We start from the raw sequence: 16,612 nt of genomic DNA, 5'->3' as shown, positions 1-16,612 counted from the left end.
CGCTCTGCTCAAGCCCCAGCACACCCGCCCGGCCGCGGCGGCGGAGCAGCACTGCGCGCGGTGGTGGGGCGAGCAGAACAACACCGACGTCCCGCAGAAGTACCCCGCCGGATCCCAGTCCAACTCCCTCTGCGGCTACACCGGCACCCAGGTCCGAGCGATGTACAAGCTCAGCAACGGAACACCGGGGCGGGTACAACGATCGGTGTCGTCGGCGCGTACAACTCTGACACCGTCGTGGCCGACACCAATCAGGCCGCCGCCCAGCTCGGCGTCCCGCCGCTCGCGGCGAGCCAGTACAGCGCGGTTCTGCCGCAGGGCGGTTTCACCGACGTCACCGAGTGCGGTGCCGACGGATGGGCCGCCGAGCAGACCTTGGACGTGCAGGCCTCGCACACCATCGCCCCGGCCGCGAAGATCCGCTACTACGCAGGGAAAACCTGCAAGGGAACCGGGCTCTACGACGCGTTCAACCAGGCTGTCACCGACAACGCGGTGGACGTGATCAGCAACAGTTACGGCAACGCCGACGGCGAGTCCAGCTTGCCGCAGGCGGCGCGGGACCAGTTCAACTCGATGGCGCTGCAGGCGGCGATCCAGGGCCAGACCATCACCGTGTCCACCGGCGACGCCGGCAACAACTCCGGCCCCGTCGGCCATCCGACCGCCAGCTTCCCGTCCTCGAGCCCCTGGGTCGTGGCGGTCGGCGGGACCAGCGTCGGCCTCGATCAGAACAACCAGCCCAAGGTGCTCACCGGATGGGAGAACAGCGGCAACACCCAGTCCGGCGCCACCTGGGCGCCGCAGCGCGACGCCGACGGGCCGTTCGCCTCCGGCGCCGGCGGCGGCACCTCCGCCCTCTACGACGCGCCGGACTGGCAGGCCGGCGTCGTTCCCGACGGGAAGAGGGCGGTCCCGGACATCGCGGCGCTGGCCGACTCCTACACCGGGATGCTGGTCGGGCAGACCATCAGGGGCCAGTTCGGCATCGGCTCCTACGGCGGCACCTCGCTGGCGTCGCCGTTGATCGCCGGGCTCGTCGTCGACGCCCAGCAGGCCCGCTCCGGCAACGCCCGCGCCGGGCTACTCACCCCCGTCCTTTACGGCCTGCGCGAGTCCGGCGCGATCGCGGACGTCACGCCGCAGAAGGCCGGGGTGTGGACGCCGATGATGCACGCCTTCGGCGGCGTCGCCGTCCCCGGCGGGCAGGGCAGCTACCTGATCGACTTCGACGCCCGCCCGCAGAACCTCCAAAGCGGTCCCGGCTGGGACAACGTCACCGGCCTCGGCACACCCACCGACGGCTTCATCTCCGCGCTTTCCCAGTAACCACAGCCTCATTTCGCGGTGGGCCCGCGCGACAGCGGGCGGGCCCACCGCGGCCTCCAACGACTTGAGGAAGGACTATTCCATGTCCGAGACGCCACAGCCAGCACCGAACAGGTGGCGGGTGCTCGCGCTCTGGCTGGCTGGGATCGCGTTGGTCGGCACCGCGGGCGCGCTGCTCGCACCATCGCAGCCCGCACCCGACCGCGGTCGCGGCGCCGAGCCGGTCGAGCTGGGCGTCGAACTGCAAGCCCCGGTCGTGGCCGCCCGGGCGATCCCGAATCTCGCGGGGCTGCCGGAAGCCAGCACCTTCAGCACCATCCCGGCCGCTCCACAGGACGCGACAGCAGACGAGGTCCCGGACGGGCAGCTCGTGAATCCGACCGTGCCGGTGCCGGTCTATGACCAGCCCGGCGGAGCGGCCATCGCCGTCCTGCAGACCACCCAGCTGGGATCCGACACGTGGGTTCCGGTCATCGTCGAGGAACCGGGCTGGGTTCAGGTGCTGCTGCCGTCGCGACCGAACGGTTCCACCGGCTGGCTGTCCACTCAGGACAACACGCTCACCATCAAGTGGACGACCGACCGCGTCGTGATCGACCGGGCCGCGTTCCGGCTTACGCTCTATCGCGACCACCAGCAGATCGGTACCTGGAGCGTGGGCGTCGGCACCGCGGCGGCACCGACTCCGGCGGGGCGGACGTTCGTCCTGGCCTCGATGACCGACGCGAAGCAGAAGTTCAGCCCTGTGATCTTCCCGCTCGGGATTCACTCCACGACCTTCTCTACCTACGGCGGCGGGCCTGGCACCACCGGCATCCGCGGCTGGCCCACCACCGACGTGTTCGGCCGACCGTCCAGCGACGGATGCATCCGCGTCCCTGCCGACGCCCTGGCCACCTTCACCAATCCCATCGACCCGGTGCCCATCGGCACCCCAGTCCTCATCCGCTAATCCCATCGCGCCAACACTTTCTGGAGAGATCAGACATGAACACTCGTACCGCACTTGCCGCCGCCGGAGCCGGCGCGCTCCTCATCGGCACCCTCACCACCCTGGCGTCCAGCTGCACCCCAGCGACCGCTGCGCCGCCCGCCCTCGCGGCCGCCGCAGCGACGTCGACGGCGACCGGGATCTCCGTCTCCGGAGGCGAACACCTCACCGCCCGGCCGAGCGTGTCCAGCAGCGGCGCGATCAAGACCGCCGGAGGCTCGGTCTCCACCCCGAGCGGCGCGGTCGTGGCCAGCGGCATCAGCCTGCAGGCCGGCGCCGGATTCGCCGAAGCCCGGGTCGCCTCGGTGCGGGTCGGTGGGACCACGGTCGGACCGTTCACCGCAACCTGCCGCAACGCCGCCATCACCACCAGCGCACCCAAGGGCGGCAGCGGCAACCTCAAAGTCTCACCCGGCGGGCACGGCACCGCGGCGGTCATCACCGTCACCACGAGCACCGCGCCTACCCGCACCAGTGGCTCCGGCGGACCGACGGCCAAGCCGACCGCGGGCACGGTGATCACGGTGACTGTGGCGACGGTCAGCTGCGGCGCCGGGACCCCGCCGCCGCCGACGGGCAACCCGCCCACCGGCACCCGACCGGCACCGACGCACAAGCCGGGCGCCCCCGGAACATCCCGCCCAGTCAAGCCGGGCGAACAGCACCAGCAGCAGGGTGACAACCCGGGCGACCGGACCGCACCCAAGCCGCAGCCCAAGCCCGGCCACGTCACCGTTACCGGCTGACACCACCGGGCCGCGCGGGCCCGCCCCCCTCAATCCTCCATCGCGGGCCCGCGCACCCCTCCCGATCCCACGTCCCCGCCGGGCGGCCCTCCCCACGCCCGCACCACCACACAACCCACCCACCAGGGGAGATACTCATGTCCACCCTCGTTTTTAGCCACGCCAGCCACGAGTACTTCGACGCTGCGTCGTCCGAGGACGTCCGGGCTGTGCATTTCGTCGGCTCGCTGCCCGCCATCCTGACCGGCGACTACCACACGACGATGCAGTGGTTCCTCGACCACACCCCTGACACCGCGTTGACCGGGCTGCCCTGCGACCCGGACCCGCGATGGATCATCGACTGGCTCGACGGCCTCGCCACCGTCGACGCCCTCGAACCCGTGCGCACCGGTGCCTCCGCCGACTACGACGACATGCCCACCTACCGCCTCAAGCGCGGCCGCTGGCTGGAATCCGAGGACCTGTCCCTTGGCCGCGCCGCGCACATCGACGCCGTCATGGCCGCCCGCACGCAGCTGCACAGTGACCGCGACTTCCCACCGCACCAGGTGTCGATCCCGAACCCGTACGACCTGTCGCTGTTCACCTTCGGCACCCCGACCGCCGCAGTCACCCATCTGCCGGTGTTCCGCCAGGCCGTCCTCGACGACGTCCACACCATCCACCGCCAGCACGGCAACCAGGTCGTCTACCAGCTCGAAACCCCCGCCGTCCTCGCGACGCTGGACCGCACCCCAAGGCCGCTCTGGCCGGCGGCGGTGCGGGCGCTGGCCAAGCAGGTCGCGCGAGTCCTCGCCGACGGCCCCCGCGAGGCAACGTGGCGGATCCACCTCTGCCACGGCGACCTCGGCCACCAGCCCCTGTTCGCCCTCACCGACCTCGTGCCCGCCGTGCAGTTCCTCAACGCCCTGCACCACCAGCTGCGACGGCTGCGGATCCCGATGCCCGCCGCGCACATCCCGATGTGCACCGGCACTCAGGCCCCCTCGACGGATCTGCGGTTCTACCGGGCGCTGCGGCACCTGCGCCGCGACATCGACGTCATCGCCGGCCTCGTCGACGAAACCCACCCCAAAGACTCCCGCACCGCGCTCGGGCTGGTCGAAACCGAACTGGACCGCCCCGTCCTGGCGGTCGCCGCAGCCTGCGGCCACGGCCGCCGGCTCGTCCCCGACGCCGTCGCCAACGCCGCGCTCGCCTGCGAACTCGCCCACCACACCACCGACACCCCCGCCCGCTGAACTCAACTCCGAAAGGACCGTCGAGATGGACACCACGACCACGCCGATACCGTCCGCCGCCGGCCAGCTCGCGAACGAAGGTGAGACGCTCACCCCGATTCTGCGCACCGGGATCGTGCCCACCCGCGCGCTGTCAGGCGGCCGGATGCACCTGCCCGGCGCCACCACACTCGCCCCGCAACGCCACGACACCACCGAAACCGCGATCGCAATCATCAGCGGCCACGTCGCCGTCCTCTCCGGCAACGCAATGCAGCCCTACCACCCGCGCGCGGGCGACATGATCTACATCCCCGCGACCCTGCCCTACGCCGTGGTCAACCTCAGCAACAACGCCTCCGTCCTCGCCCAGGTCTTCCGCACAGACCCCGGCTTCGACACCGACGTGCACCGGATGCCTGAACTTGACCAAGCCGTCCGCGACCAGATCCCCGACCTGCGCCGCGCCCACCACAAAGCCCTGCTCACCCGCCGCAGCGGCCGCGCCCGCCGCACCTAACCCATCCCGCCAAGCCGTCCCGCACAACCACGCCACCCGCCGGACCTTCCGGCGCCTCCCCGTCACCCGGCGTGCCCACCCACCGGCTCAACCGGGGAGACCCCATGCGCACCTGGATCACCGACACCGCCCGTCACCTACTCGACAATTCACCGCCCGGCGGACCGCTCACCCTCGACGAAATCGCCGCCTGCGCTGGCATCACACGCCACCACCTGCAGGCCTACTACGACTCCGTCGAGGAAATCACCGCTGACCTCGCCCCCACATCGGCGCGGCCCAACCAGGTCGGGCGGTGCTGAGGATGCGCTGGAGCAATCTGCACCTGCGTGGCGTCGGAGCAGCACTCGGCGACATCGTCGCCGTCAACGACCTCGAGTCCGGGCGAACACTGCGCGCGTCGACCAGTCAGCGTGGTGTGTCGATCGCGCGCAACAGCACGGGGATGGACCTGGCTGTGCGGGCGGGCCGCAACGCTCTCGCCAGCGTGGCCATGACCACCACCGGGCCGCTGCCTGTTCCCGACCTGCACTTTCACGCCGCGATCTGGCGCGGCAGCCGCGGCATCGACTTCTGGTCCCGCGCCGCCTACGTCCGATCCCGCCTCGGCCTTCCAGCAGGCCGCGGTATCGCCAGCGAGCTCAACGCCATGAGCAACAGCCTCGTCGGCGGCATCGACATCTCCGCCCGCGTCCTCGCCGGCAGCCCCGACCTCGACACCGTCCTGCTCACCGGCGGCGAAACCTTCGGCCCACCCGCCTTCGACCACCTCACCGCCGACCACGGCATCGCCTACGGCGACGGCGGCTCCGCCCTCATCCTCGGCCGCCACCCCGGCTACGCCCGGATCCTCGCCACCAGCTCCTACACCGACCCCACCCTCGAACAACTCCACCGCGGCAACCACCGCTTCCTCCCCGCCGGCAGCACAGAACTCGGCATCGAACGCGTCCGCGAGCGCAAACGCCAATACACCGACGCCGTCGGCGCCGCCTCCGTCGCCCGCCGCAACCACGACGGTGTCCGCGCCGTCATGAACGAGGCACTCGGCGACGCCGGCCTCAACCTCGGCCAGCTGCGCTGGGTGCTTCTGCCGCACTACGGACGGCACCTGCTCGACACCCAGTGCCTGCAACCGCTCGGCATCACCGCCGATCTCACGCTCTGCCACGCCGGCAACCAGTGGGGCCACATCGGACCCAACGACCAGATCATCGGCCTCACCCACCTCCTCACACGCGGCGCCGTCGCACCCGGCGACCACGTCGCGCTGCTCGGCATCGGTATCGGCATGACCTGGACCGCCGCGATCCTCCGCATCGACACGGTGCCACCCGGCTTGAACACCCTCGCCCCCGTTTTGCGCTGGCCCTGGCGCACACCGGAGCACGAACCCGCACACGCGCGGCGCTGATCAACACCCGCCCCGCAGGCCGAGCTCCAAGGACTTCCCATGCCCGACACCTACGCCCCGTCACGCCTCGACCAGGCACTCTTCAGTCCGCCGTTCATCGTCATCGACGACGACAACGCCGCCCACACGATCACCCGCGACCTCGATGGCGCCGTCGACATCCTCAACACCCGCCCAGCCGCCCGGGCAATCGTCGGGGCCCTCCGGCAACCCATGCTCGCGATCGACATCGACCCCACGGACAAAGGCGCAGGCGCCGAAGAAGGCGACGTTGTTGCCGAACAGCTGACCCTCTGGGCCGACCGCTACGGCCTGCCCTGGCTCCGCCGCGCATCCGGCCGCCCCGGCCATACCCACCTCATCATCAAAACGCCGGCCTACCTGCGCCGAGAACTCCAGATCGTCCTCCGCACGGTCGCCACCCGGCAGGACGTCTCCGCCACCCTCCGATCGACCCTCCGCCTTACCTCCTCGCCCCACCGGCACAACCTGCCCAGCCCAATCGTGAACTTCACGCTGACAGCGGCCGACGCGCCTCAACTCCCCGACTCTCCTTCGGCTCGCACGTCACGGCCCGCACGGCGACGAAGCAGCGGCGGCCGCAGCAGATCCGAAGACGAGTACGGCCACGCCCTCGCGCTCGCCCGCGCCGGCCACACCACCTCGCACGCCTGGGCCTTCGCCAACCTTGCCGGAACCAAGGCCCGCGGCATCGGCGAAACAGCCTGGCGGAGATGGTTCTGGGCACCCGCCACCACGATCGCCGCCGCCGAACGCAGTCTCACCGAAGAGCAGGCATGGGACCTCTTTCACCAGGCATCCCCCACGCAAGCGGCTCACGTCGGCAGGGACGCCTGGCGCCACAGCCGTTGGCTACCAGCTCTCCAGGAGGCGCAAGAGAGCAGACCACGACGCCGTCGCCTCGGACCGCACCGAGCCGGCGAACGCCTGGACGAGCCACCGCTGCGTCGGCTGCAACACGTTCAGACCGTGCTTCAAGCTGCGGTCGATCGACGCTTGGCTCGCGAATCCGGTGTCGCGGTGCACACCCGTACGATCGCCGGCGTACGAGTCAGCAGCTTGCGGGCGGCCCTTGACGCATTCGCGCACGCGTTTCTCGCCACCGGAGGCTCAATCTCTGTACGCGACTGGGCCGAACGAGCAGGCCTCGATCCAAAAACCGTCCGCCGAGCACGAGATGCCGCTCTCAACCTGGGGATCCTCGAACGCGTGCACCGCTACGCAGGTGGACAGTCGGACTGCGACGCATACACCTTGACCGAAAGTGCAGCGGCTGGCCAAAACACGGAATTAACTTCCCCCACTCTGTACACCCCCACCCGCGGACAAGCGGACCCCCTCAGGCTGCGATCGCAACATCGACGCGACAGGCATCAATTCGCATGCAACCGCACCCTGAGGGCCACCGCCGCTGGTGCCAGCCTTCAGGGCCCCACAGACGAACCTCTACCTGCTACCTGCTTCGACACCGTTCCTCATCGGCAGCGTGAACTCGCTGGAGTCGACCGCCCGCATTTCCGAGATGGCAACTGTCTCCATCGCGTCGATTGCCTTTGCGGGGATCGAGATACGCCCTCGCGTCCGAATCGCCGGGAAGGCACCTTCATCTACGGCACGGTAGATAGTCATCGCGGAAACGCCGAGCAGTTCTGCTGCTTGACCAACGGTCAAGAAACGCGGCGCACTTACAGTGGGGTCGGACATCACAGACCTCCGGTGCTATGTGGCAAGGGGAGGCTGGTGTCGACGATCCAAGTGACCGCCCACATCGACACCATTAACTTCAGCATCCGCCGGAAATATCAACTCGTCAACTAGTCCCGACGCCGTCTCCCGAAATGAAGCTCGCAGCTGACCTCAGGCGGCTGATCACTCTAACGGAGGCACGGGCAGCGCCGGCGCTGAGCACACTAACCCAGGTGTTCACGCAAACCATGCGGCTTAGAGGTTGACCTCCCGAGCCTGAGCCGCCGACGAGCGTGCTCGCCTCGCCGCGACAGCAAAGGGGACCAGCGCCACCTCGCTGCACGTCGTCGCCGTCCTCTGTCATGATGAGGCCATGCGACCGGTCGGTAGCGATGCGAGTACGGCAACACGCCTGTCCAGCGTGTGCTCTACGCCACACTTCGGGCGACCCGGCATGACCCATTTCGTGACCCGAAACCGTGTTAAACCGTGTGGTTTCTGGGGTCATACGGCACAGCCGTGAGGTCATAGTGGCTGGTAGAGGCCTTGGACGGCACTGTCACCCACTCTCCTAAAGCGGGTGTCGCAGGTTCGAATCCTGCCGGGGGCACCTTCAGGTACGGGCCAAGCGCAGAGCGACACCGAGCATCACGCCGGAGAGCACGACGAACAGCAGGGTCGTGACGCCGAGCAAGATAGTTTCTCCGTGGCGATTCGCCGTGCGCAAGCGGTGGTTCGCGGCCAGCGCCACCACGGCCGCCGCGATGGGGATTGCCCACGACCAATGGGGATAACGCACTATGCCCCAAATGGCGAAGCCCGCGAATACCAAGCTGAGGAGCCACACTCCGAAATACGCCTTGCGGAGAATGGCGTCGGTGTCGAACAGCGGGGAGCCGTTTCGCTCGTCAGCCATCGAGCCAGTCCACCTCGGAGAAGTCTTCTTCATCGTCCACAGCGTCTGAGCGGCGGGGCGGCGCGGGTTTGGCCTCTGGGGCCGCCAACTGTGTCAAGGCATTCCGCCCCGCTTCGGCTTGTGCGTCCTTCTCTCCTTCGGACAGGCTGCCGTACCACTCGGCGAAACCCGGCGTGCTCGCGGCGAGTACGTCCGCATACAGGTTCGTGCTCAGGATCCCGCGCGGAGTCACGTTGCCGGCCAAGAGTTCGCGGGCCATCTCCGCCGCGGCCGGGTTGGCCGTCGAAGCCGCCAGCTTGGTCAGGAGCTCGTGGCGGGCGCGGTTCCGGACCGGGTCCGCGGAGAATTCCGGCGACATCTCAGGCTCCCGGGTGGTTGTAGCCGGCGGGCAGGGGGTGCGCTTCGAAGCTGCCACCGGAGCCGATGACGTCGAGGATGCCACCGTGGATCAGGCGGATCGTGTTCTGGACGTTCATCAGCAGGTTCGTCATCTGCTTCCAGCCGTCGACCACGTTCTTGCACTCCAGCGCGGCGAGGCTCCAGAGGACAGCCGGGCCGACGACGGTCTCGGACAGCACTCCGCCCGCGGCGAGTTCGACCGCACCCCAGAAGATGCTGTCGAAGATGTCCTGGATGACGTCGTTGATCGTTTCGGAGAACTCCCAGACGCCCTGCGCCGCTTCACGGTACTTGTCGTGCAGGGTGCCGAGGCCCGCCGCGTAGTCGTTGACCGTGCCGGCCAGGCCGCTGAAGTACTGGAACGCCTCGTTGGCCGCGTTCCCTGTCCAACTGGTCAGCAACGTGGTGATGTTCATCTTCACGTCTTGGGCGAGGTCGCCACAGAAGAGCGACAGCGAGTTCAGGGCGTCGGACGCCTTCGCGAACTGCTCCCAGTCGCCGGCCACCCAGTTCGAAAACTCCTCGACCGGGTTGACCTGGATGGTCGCGTCCAGGAACTGCTGCGTCCAATAGCCCGCGCTGATCAGGTTGCCCAGGTCGTTCACCAGCTGGATCGGGTTGGTGAAGTCGGCCGCTTGCGGGGGCTTCAATCGTTCCGCCGGATGGGTGGTCTGGCGGACGGCCTGCGTACTGGTGTCGGCGGGCAGCCCCGGTACCGACGGCATCTGCGGCGGGTTTCCGGGGTCGGGGTACGTCCGGTCCAGCCGCTCGGCCGAACCTTGGTCCACCCGGTCGTACATCTGCCGGACGCGGTCGAGTTCGGCGCAGCTCGCCTCGCACACCGTGGCCAGACCGGTCAGCGCCTTGACGATCTCACCCTTGGCCTGTTCGTGACTGCCGACCAGGTCGGCGATCAACCCCGGCTGCGCGCCGATCTGGAGGTTGGCCTCGGCGAACCCTTCTGCGGCCTTCGCGTCGCCTTGGTGGTTTCCGAGGATTCCGCCGTACAGCCCGACTTGGAAAGTGTCCACCGTGAACGCCACGGGCTACTCCCTAGCGTAGTTGATCAATCGCAGAGAGTATGACAGCTCACGGCTGAACCGCCCAGCGAACGCCATAAGCCAAGCCTGGTGTGAGACCCCTGAACCGCAAGTGGACCTCACCCGTCGAGTCCACTTGCTCCGGACGTCCCTCGTACCCCGGGTCCGACACGTCCCTCTGGAACGCCCCCTCCAAAGCCCAAACGGCAGGAGGAGCCCCACCAAACCGAACCCGTAGGTCAAAAGCATCACAACGCTGCCGAGGCACCGAAACCATGTACGGCGAGATCGACGGCGGCCGGAACAACACCGCGCACTCCCACGACTCCCCTCGGGACAACGGCCGAGGCAACTCCAATCCGTACCCCCACCGCGACGACGTCTCCATCCCGCGATCGACCAACGAACCTCCATACAAAACAGTCACCGCGGGTTGACCGGCGGGAAGCGACACAGCCAGGTCAAGAAACTCCAACCCCTCCTGATCAGCCACGATCCGGCGCCGCTCCAAGACCAACGGCTCGTCCACTACGCAAGCGATCGACAACGACGTCGTGTGCCAACGGTCCGATGGAGAAACAACCGGCGACGAAGACGACCACGCCAGCTCCGCCAGCAGCACGATCGCCTCGTCCACGCGACGGCGGACCGTTCGCGGGTCACGGTCCACCCGGGATGCCGCCCACCTCACCCGGTCCTGGTACAGCGGCTGGCGGGCCTCCGCGCAGATCGCGAAGGCCGCCAGCGCCGCCAAGCGCAAGTCGTCCGGGAGGTGGGCCGCCAGCTCGGAAATGAGTTCCGTCACCTTCTCGCGGATCGCCACCTGGCCGTCGTCCGACGACACCGCGCAGGCCGACCTCAGATACGGCCCCACTCGGTCGTCGACTCGGCCTGCCAGGCCTCGGCCCTTGCGCAGCGTCTTCAGCTCCTGGACCAGCTCAGCGCGCTCCACCGTCGTTCTCCTTCAGTGCGTCTCCATCTTCAGCACCCCCTTCCGGACAGCCTGCGGTCACGCGGTGGACCGGAAGTGGACAGAACGTGCATCACCGAGGCGATCAGCGCCGTTCCCAGGCGGACGCCGTCCCGGCTCAGGTAGCTGCGGAACGTTCCGATGCGCCCCAGGGCCTCTTCGTCCGCGTCGCCGACGCCGAACGTCACCACCCGGGGGCAGCACGCCCACGCCGGGTCCGTCAGGACCGAGTACGCCGGCGGCCAGGTCACCGGGTCCGTCGGCTGGCCGTCGGACAGGAAGAACACCATCGGGCGGTGCACCCGGACGCGGTGCGCCGCGAGCAGGCGGAGGTCCTCGTCGATGACGTCGCGCAGGAACGTGAACGCCGGCCCGAAGTTCGTTCCCGCGCACGCCCCGGGCGCGGGAAGGTCCACCAGGCTGTCCATGGGCAGCATCCGCTGCACGATCGAAGGCTCCGCCCCGAAGCCGATCACGCTGCACAGCACGCGGTCGGTGATCGACGCGTCCGCGTGCACGGCGCCGCGGAACTCGCGCAGGCCCTGGTTCAGTTCGTCGAGGTGGTCGGCCATCGAAAGCGAGACGTCGCACGCCACGTAACACGGCAACACGTCGGACCCCATACCGGTTTCTCCTTCACCCCTGATTCGACCGGCGGAAGCCTCGCAACCCGGTGTGTATCGAACGTGCAAGAAATGCGGATTACCGAAACTCCAACGGCCGATTGCGCGACATCAATCGGGGAAAGCAAGCTGACGCCGGGGAGGCTGCGTGGAGTTCCGGATGCTCGGCCCGCTGGAGGCATGGCACGACGGCGCGCCGGTGCCGCTGGGTGACCAGCAGCAGCGGTTCGTCCTCGTCGTGCTGCTTCTGAACGCGAACAAGCCGGTGTCGACCGCCCGGCTCACCGAGATCGTCTGGACCGGCCGGGAAACGAAACCCACCCTGGTCCGCGGCTACGTCAAACGTTTGCGCGACGTCGGCGTGAGCATCGAGACCACCCCTACCGGCTACCTCCTGCGGATCGGTGACGACCAGCTCGACACCGTCCGGTTCGAACGGCTGCGCGCCGAGGCCGGCCGGGCCGATGACCCGCGGCGGAAGATCGAGCTGCTGCGGGAGGCCGTCGGGCTGTGGCGGGGGCGGTTCCTCGAGGACATCGACATCGACCGCGTCGGCGGGCCGGAGGTCGTGGTCCCCGAGGAGACGCTGCCCGACGCCGTCGGGGACCTCGCCGAGCTGGAGCTGGACACCGGCGACCACCGCTCGGCGCGCGACCGGCTGCGGCCGCTCGTGCGGTCCGATCCGGCCAGCCAGAAGCACGCCGGGCTCCTCATGCGCGCCCTGCTCGCCGGCGGTGACCAGGTCGGCGCGCTGCGCGTGTTCCAGAGCACCCGGGCCGCCCTCGGCGAGCTGCGGATGGCGCCCGGTCCCGTGCTGCGCAACCTCGCCGCGCGCGCCGAGCACGGCGAACCGCCCAGCTCGCTGCCGTCGCGGCCCGGCGGGTTCACCGGGCGCGCCACCGAACTCGCGACCATCGAGGCGGCCGCCGCGGCCGGCCGGAGAGCGGTCTGGGTCAGCGGCGCCCCCGGCGTCGGCAAGACCGGCCTCGCCATCGAGGCGGCGCACCGGCTGCGTGACCGCTTCCCCGACGGGCAGCTGCTGGCCCGCCTCAACGGCTTCACGCCCGGCGTCTCCGAGACCAGCGTCGGCGACGCGCTCACCGAGCTGCTGGTCGAGCTCGGCGTGCCCGCCGAACAGATCCCGGCCACCGTCGGCCGGAAGGCCACGCTCTACCAGACGACGCTGTGGGGCACGCGCACGCTGGTCGTGCTGGACAACGCCGCGTCGCCGGAGCAGGTCCGGGCGCTGCTGCCCGAGGCGGACGGCTGCCTGGCCGTCGTCACCAGCCGGCACATGGGAGACGTCGGTGAGCCGGTCCGGCTTTCGCCGCTGCCGCCGGACGAAGCCGCCGAGCTGTTCACCGCGCTGACCGGCCCGGCGCGGGTGCGCGGGCGGGCGGCCGACGTCGCGTTGGTCGTCAAGCGCTGCGGTTACCTGCCGATGCCGATCCGGGTGGCCGCCGCGCTGTTCCGGCGGCACGAGCGGTGGCCGCTGGAGCACCTGCTGCACCTGCTCGAAGAAGACGGCCCCTGGGGCGAGGACGACGGCATCGCCGCCGTCCGGGTCTCCTACCAGCAGCTCGGCGAGCCCCAGCGCGCCATGTTCCGGCTGCTCGGCAGCCTGCCCGGGCCGGACGTCGGCGTCCCGGGCGGCGCGGCGCTTGCCGGCTGCGACGTCGCCGAGGCGCGATCGCTGCTCGACGACCTGCACGAGGTCAGCCTGCTCGAGGAGGCCGCGCCGGAGCGGTACCAGATGCTGGACCCGCTCAAGGAGTTCGCCGCCGTCGAACCGGCGTCCGAGCAGGCTTTGGTGCGGCTGCTGGACTTCTACCTCGTCACGCTGGCGGCCGCGGTCGGCGCCGCGTACCCGTTCGACCAGGCGCAGCTGCCCGCGCCCGGCCGGTCCTGCCCGGTGACGCCGGAGTTCGCCGACGAGGCCGCCGGGCTGCGGTGGATCGTCGCCGAACGGGACAACCTCGTCGCCGCGATCCGGTACGCCGCGCGGCACGGCCTGCCCGAGCACACCTGGCGGCTGGCCGTGCTGCTGTGGCGCTACTTCAACACGACGAACCAGTTCGAAGACTGGATCGGCACGCTCGAACTCGCGTGGGAAACCGTCTCGGCCGATCCCGGCAACGACCAGGGCCAGGCGCACGTCCTGCTCCGGCTGGCCACCGCGAACGACCGGCGCGGGCACCTCGCGCAGGCTTTGGAGCTGGCCGCGCGGGCGTTGCCGAAGTGGCGCCGGCTCGGCGACCCGCGGGGCGAAGCGGCGACGTTGTGCGCGCTCGCGATCCCGACGATGGAGCTGGGCAAGCACGAGCAGGCGATCGCCCATCTCGAGGCGGCGCTGGAGAAGTACGAGCAGAGCGAAGACCGGCGGGGAGAGGCCCACGCGCTGAGCATGCTCGGCTACCTCAACGAGTTGCACGGCAACCTCGACGTCGCGCTGCGCCAGCACTCGGCGGCCGCGCGGCTGCTGCGCGAGGTCGGGCACGTGCAGGGGCTGGCGCACGCGGTGAACAACCTGGGGTCCGTGCAGGAGCATCTCGGTCTGCTTCCGGAGGCATTGGGCAGTTACACGGAGGCGCACGGGCACGCCGCTGAGGTCGGCGACCACTGCGTCGAGGCGTATGCGCTGAACAACATCGGCAACGTGCACCGGAAGCAGGGCCGGTTCACGCAGGCAGTGCGCTACCACGACAAGGCGCGCGAGGTGGCGGCGAACGTGCCCGACGCCGACCTGCGCACCCAGCTCTACCTCGACCGCGGCGCGACCGCGTTGGCCCGTGGGGCCTGGCGGGACGCTTTGACGGCGGGCGAGGCGGCGTTGGATCTCGCTGTCGGGGACGGGAACCGGACATACCAGGCCCGGGCGCACCGCGGGGTCGCGCAGACGCTGCACGCGATGGGCGAGCACGATCGGGCCGCCGAGCATTGGGACGCGGCCGAGGCCGGGTTCGCCGAGCTTGGACTGCCCGATGCCGACGAGGTGCGCGCCGAACGCGCGGCGCTGGAGTGCTGCGCCGCGCGGTGACCAGGGCGGCCAGGGTCGCGGCGACGCTGCCGGCAATGGGCTGGTAGGAACGCGCCACGCCGTGACCGGGCCGGCCGGGTTGGGGCCGGCCCGGTGGGCGGGTCACCCGTGCCAGGGGTTGCCGTCGGTTCCCGCCGGGGGCGGGGTGCTGCTCGACGGCGGCGGGGTGCTGCCGCCGCCGTCCGCGGATGCCGTCGTCGAGCCGATGATCGGCGCCGCGGCGACGATGCAGAGGGCGAGCACCGGGCCGGCGATCTTGGCCAGCTTCTTGGGCATGGACATGACGAATCCTCCAAGAGAATGGGGTTTGACCAGGGATTCCGGAGGAAGTTCCGGCCCTGCAACCAGGATTCGTCACACGAGCGAGAGCAACAAGGCGTTTCCTGTTTCCTGTTCGAATAGGAAACAGTCAACTGCCGGGAAACAGAAGAGCGCCGACGAGAAGGAGCGCGCCGGCCGTGGCGAGGGCCGTCGTGGTCGTCGTCGCGTTCAGCAGAGCACCCAAGACCGCCACCCCCACAACGGCACCCGACTGACGAGACGCGTTCAGCGCTCCGCCCGCGATGCCTGCCAGCTCACGGGGTGCCGAGCCAACCACGGCCGTCAGCAGCGCGGGAATCGCCAGCGAGACACCGAAACCCAGCAGCGCCAACGCCACCACCGACGAAGCAGGAAAGAATGCCTGCAGGAAAGCGCCCGACGCCATCAGCAGGAAACCCGAGATCGCCGGGACGCGCGAGCCGATCCGGGCCACCAATCGACCCGTGAAGATCGGGTTGAACGCCGTCGGGATCGTCAACGGCAGGAATGCCAGCCCCGTCGACGACGGCGAATACCCGCGCGATTGTTGGAAATACAGCGACAGCACGAACAACACGCCCGACAAGCCGAAGTTCACGATCGCGCCCGCCAGGAGGTTCCGGGACAGCAACGACACCGGCAGCATCGCGTCGGGACGCCGTTGCGACGCCACGAACACCCCGGCCGCCGCCAAGGAAACCCAAAGCACCCAGAAGACCGACTCCACCAGGGCGTACGTCAATGTCGACAAAGCGACTACCGTTAACAGCTGCCCCACCCAGTCGACACGGCCCGGCTTCGGCGGCGTGGCCGGGGCCGAGCGGCAGAGCACCGAAGCGATCAACGCCACCGGGACGTTCACCAGGAAGATCGCGCGCCACCCGAAGGCCTGCGTCAGCACTCCGCCGAGCAGCGGGCCCGCCACCAGGCCCGTTCCGCTCACCGCCGCCCAGACGCCCATCGCCTTCGCGCGGGCGGCGGGTACCGGATAGGCCGAAGCGATCAGCGACAGCGAGGACGGCACCAGCAGCGCACCCGCCACGCCGAGCAACGCTCGCAGCGCGATCAACGCCGTCGGCGAGAACGCCAGAGAAGACAACAGGGACAACGCGCCGAACGACAGCAAACCCGCGAAGAACACGCGGCGGGCGCCGAAGCGGTCCGACCACGCTCCCGCCGTCAGCAGGAACGCCGCGAACGTCAGGGTGTAGCCGTTGGAAATCCATTGCTGTTCGGCCAAAGACGCCGACATCGACGGCAACGCCACCGTCACGATCGTCGTGTCCAGCATGACCAGGAAGTAGCCCAGCGAAAGGCCCGTGAGAAGTCTTGCCACACCACGAACCCTGGACGTTCCGTGACACCGGCGGAAGCAGGGAGTTACGATGGCGGGTATC

16 protein-coding genes are annotated in these 16,612 nt (G+C 69.5%); 9 read left to right on the top strand and 7 right to left on the bottom strand.

Going from position 1 to position 16,612, the window contains the following annotated elements:
* The first annotated feature begins 237 nt into the window (after positions 1–237).
* The 8 genes from BLV96_RS50990 (at position 238) to BLV96_RS51595 (ending at position 8,062) form a co-directional block, all read left to right on the top strand.
* Positions 238–1,329 carry a S53 family peptidase gene (locus tag BLV96_RS50990; RefSeq protein ID WP_244180857.1) on the top strand — a complete coding sequence of 364 codons (1,092 nt, stop codon included), beginning with the start codon at positions 238–240 and terminating at the stop codon, positions 1,327–1,329.
* A gap of 82 nt (positions 1,330–1,411) precedes the next feature.
* Complete coding sequence (locus BLV96_RS40690) at positions 1,412–2,281, top strand: L,D-transpeptidase (protein ID WP_086681555.1); 870 nt, start codon at positions 1,412–1,414, stop codon at positions 2,279–2,281.
* Positions 2,282–2,316: 35 nt separating this feature from the next.
* Entirely contained in the window at positions 2,317–3,066 is a 750-nt protein-coding gene (locus BLV96_RS40685) for a hypothetical protein (RefSeq protein WP_091390262.1), read from the top strand.
* 137 nt (positions 3,067–3,203) lie between these two features.
* Positions 3,204–4,310, top strand: a complete 1,107-nt coding sequence (locus BLV96_RS40680; RefSeq protein ID WP_091390258.1) for a hypothetical protein — start codon at positions 3,204–3,206, stop codon at positions 4,308–4,310.
* Between the two features lie 25 nt (positions 4,311–4,335).
* Positions 4,336–4,809 carry a cupin domain-containing protein gene (locus BLV96_RS40675; protein WP_086682731.1) on the top strand — a complete coding sequence of 158 codons (474 nt, stop codon included), beginning with the start codon at positions 4,336–4,338 and terminating at the stop codon, positions 4,807–4,809.
* A gap of 104 nt (positions 4,810–4,913) precedes the next feature.
* Positions 4,914–5,111, top strand: a complete 198-nt coding sequence (locus tag BLV96_RS40670) for a hypothetical protein (RefSeq protein ID WP_086682735.1) — start codon at positions 4,914–4,916, stop codon at positions 5,109–5,111.
* Between the two features lie 2 nt (positions 5,112–5,113).
* Positions 5,114–6,223, top strand: a complete 1,110-nt coding sequence (locus BLV96_RS40665) for a 3-oxoacyl-[acyl-carrier-protein] synthase III C-terminal domain-containing protein (protein WP_086682737.1) — start codon at positions 5,114–5,116, stop codon at positions 6,221–6,223.
* Positions 6,224–6,262: 39 nt separating this feature from the next.
* The gene (locus BLV96_RS51595) at positions 6,263–8,062 is read left to right on the top strand and encodes a hypothetical protein (protein ID WP_425266210.1); all 1,800 of its coding nucleotides are present in this window, start codon (positions 6,263–6,265) and stop codon (positions 8,060–8,062) included.
* A 481-nt stretch (positions 8,063–8,543) separates the two neighbouring features.
* Here the strand turns inward: BLV96_RS51595 and BLV96_RS40650 are convergent, their stop codons facing one another.
* The 5 genes from BLV96_RS40650 to BLV96_RS40630 are packed head-to-tail and all read right to left on the bottom strand — an operon-like array spanning position 8,544 to position 11,878.
* Positions 8,544–8,846: a hypothetical protein gene (locus BLV96_RS40650; RefSeq protein ID WP_086682746.1), complete on the bottom strand. Its 303-nt coding sequence runs from the start codon at positions 8,844–8,846 to the stop codon at positions 8,544–8,546.
* Positions 8,839–9,204 (bottom strand): hypothetical protein, encoded by a 366-nt coding sequence (locus tag BLV96_RS40645; protein ID WP_086682750.1) that lies wholly within the window; start codon positions 9,202–9,204, stop codon positions 8,839–8,841. The genes BLV96_RS40650 and BLV96_RS40645 overlap by 8 nt, the downstream gene beginning before the upstream one ends.
* A 1-nt stretch (position 9,205) precedes the next feature.
* Positions 9,206–10,288 (bottom strand): hypothetical protein, encoded by a 1,083-nt coding sequence (locus tag BLV96_RS40640; RefSeq protein ID WP_086682754.1) that lies wholly within the window; start codon positions 10,286–10,288, stop codon positions 9,206–9,208.
* Positions 10,289–10,334: 46 nt separating this feature from the next.
* On the bottom strand, positions 10,335–11,237 hold the full coding sequence (locus BLV96_RS40635; protein ID WP_086682757.1) for a hypothetical protein: 903 nt from the start codon (positions 11,235–11,237) through the stop codon (positions 10,335–10,337).
* 29 nt (positions 11,238–11,266) lie between these two features.
* Positions 11,267–11,878 carry a vWA domain-containing protein gene (locus BLV96_RS40630; protein ID WP_086682760.1) on the bottom strand — a complete coding sequence of 204 codons (612 nt, stop codon included), beginning with the start codon at positions 11,876–11,878 and terminating at the stop codon, positions 11,267–11,269.
* A 148-nt stretch (positions 11,879–12,026) separates the two neighbouring features.
* On the opposite strand from BLV96_RS40630, the gene BLV96_RS40625 reads away from it, so the two are divergent.
* Positions 12,027–14,915, top strand: coding sequence for an AfsR/SARP family transcriptional regulator (locus tag BLV96_RS40625; RefSeq protein ID WP_244180856.1), 2,889 nt, complete (start codon positions 12,027–12,029; stop codon positions 14,913–14,915).
* 102 nt (positions 14,916–15,017) lie between these two features.
* Here BLV96_RS40625 and BLV96_RS40620 read toward each other — a convergent pair whose 3' ends face one another.
* Complete coding sequence (locus tag BLV96_RS40620) at positions 15,018–15,197, bottom strand: hypothetical protein (protein ID WP_086682763.1); 180 nt, start codon at positions 15,195–15,197, stop codon at positions 15,018–15,020.
* 127 nt (positions 15,198–15,324) lie between these two features.
* Positions 15,325–16,551: an MFS transporter gene (locus tag BLV96_RS40615; protein ID WP_091390255.1), complete on the bottom strand. Its 1,227-nt coding sequence runs from the start codon at positions 16,549–16,551 to the stop codon at positions 15,325–15,327.
* Positions 16,552–16,612 lie beyond the last annotated feature (61 nt).

Origin of the sequence: Amycolatopsis pretoriensis (genome assembly GCF_900107925.1) — a bacterium.
GTDB classification, from domain to species: domain Bacteria; phylum Actinomycetota; class Actinomycetes; order Mycobacteriales; family Pseudonocardiaceae; genus Amycolatopsis; species Amycolatopsis pretoriensis.
The sequence above is the reverse complement of the archived record's forward strand: the minus strand, read 5'-3'. Positions and strand labels throughout refer to the sequence as shown.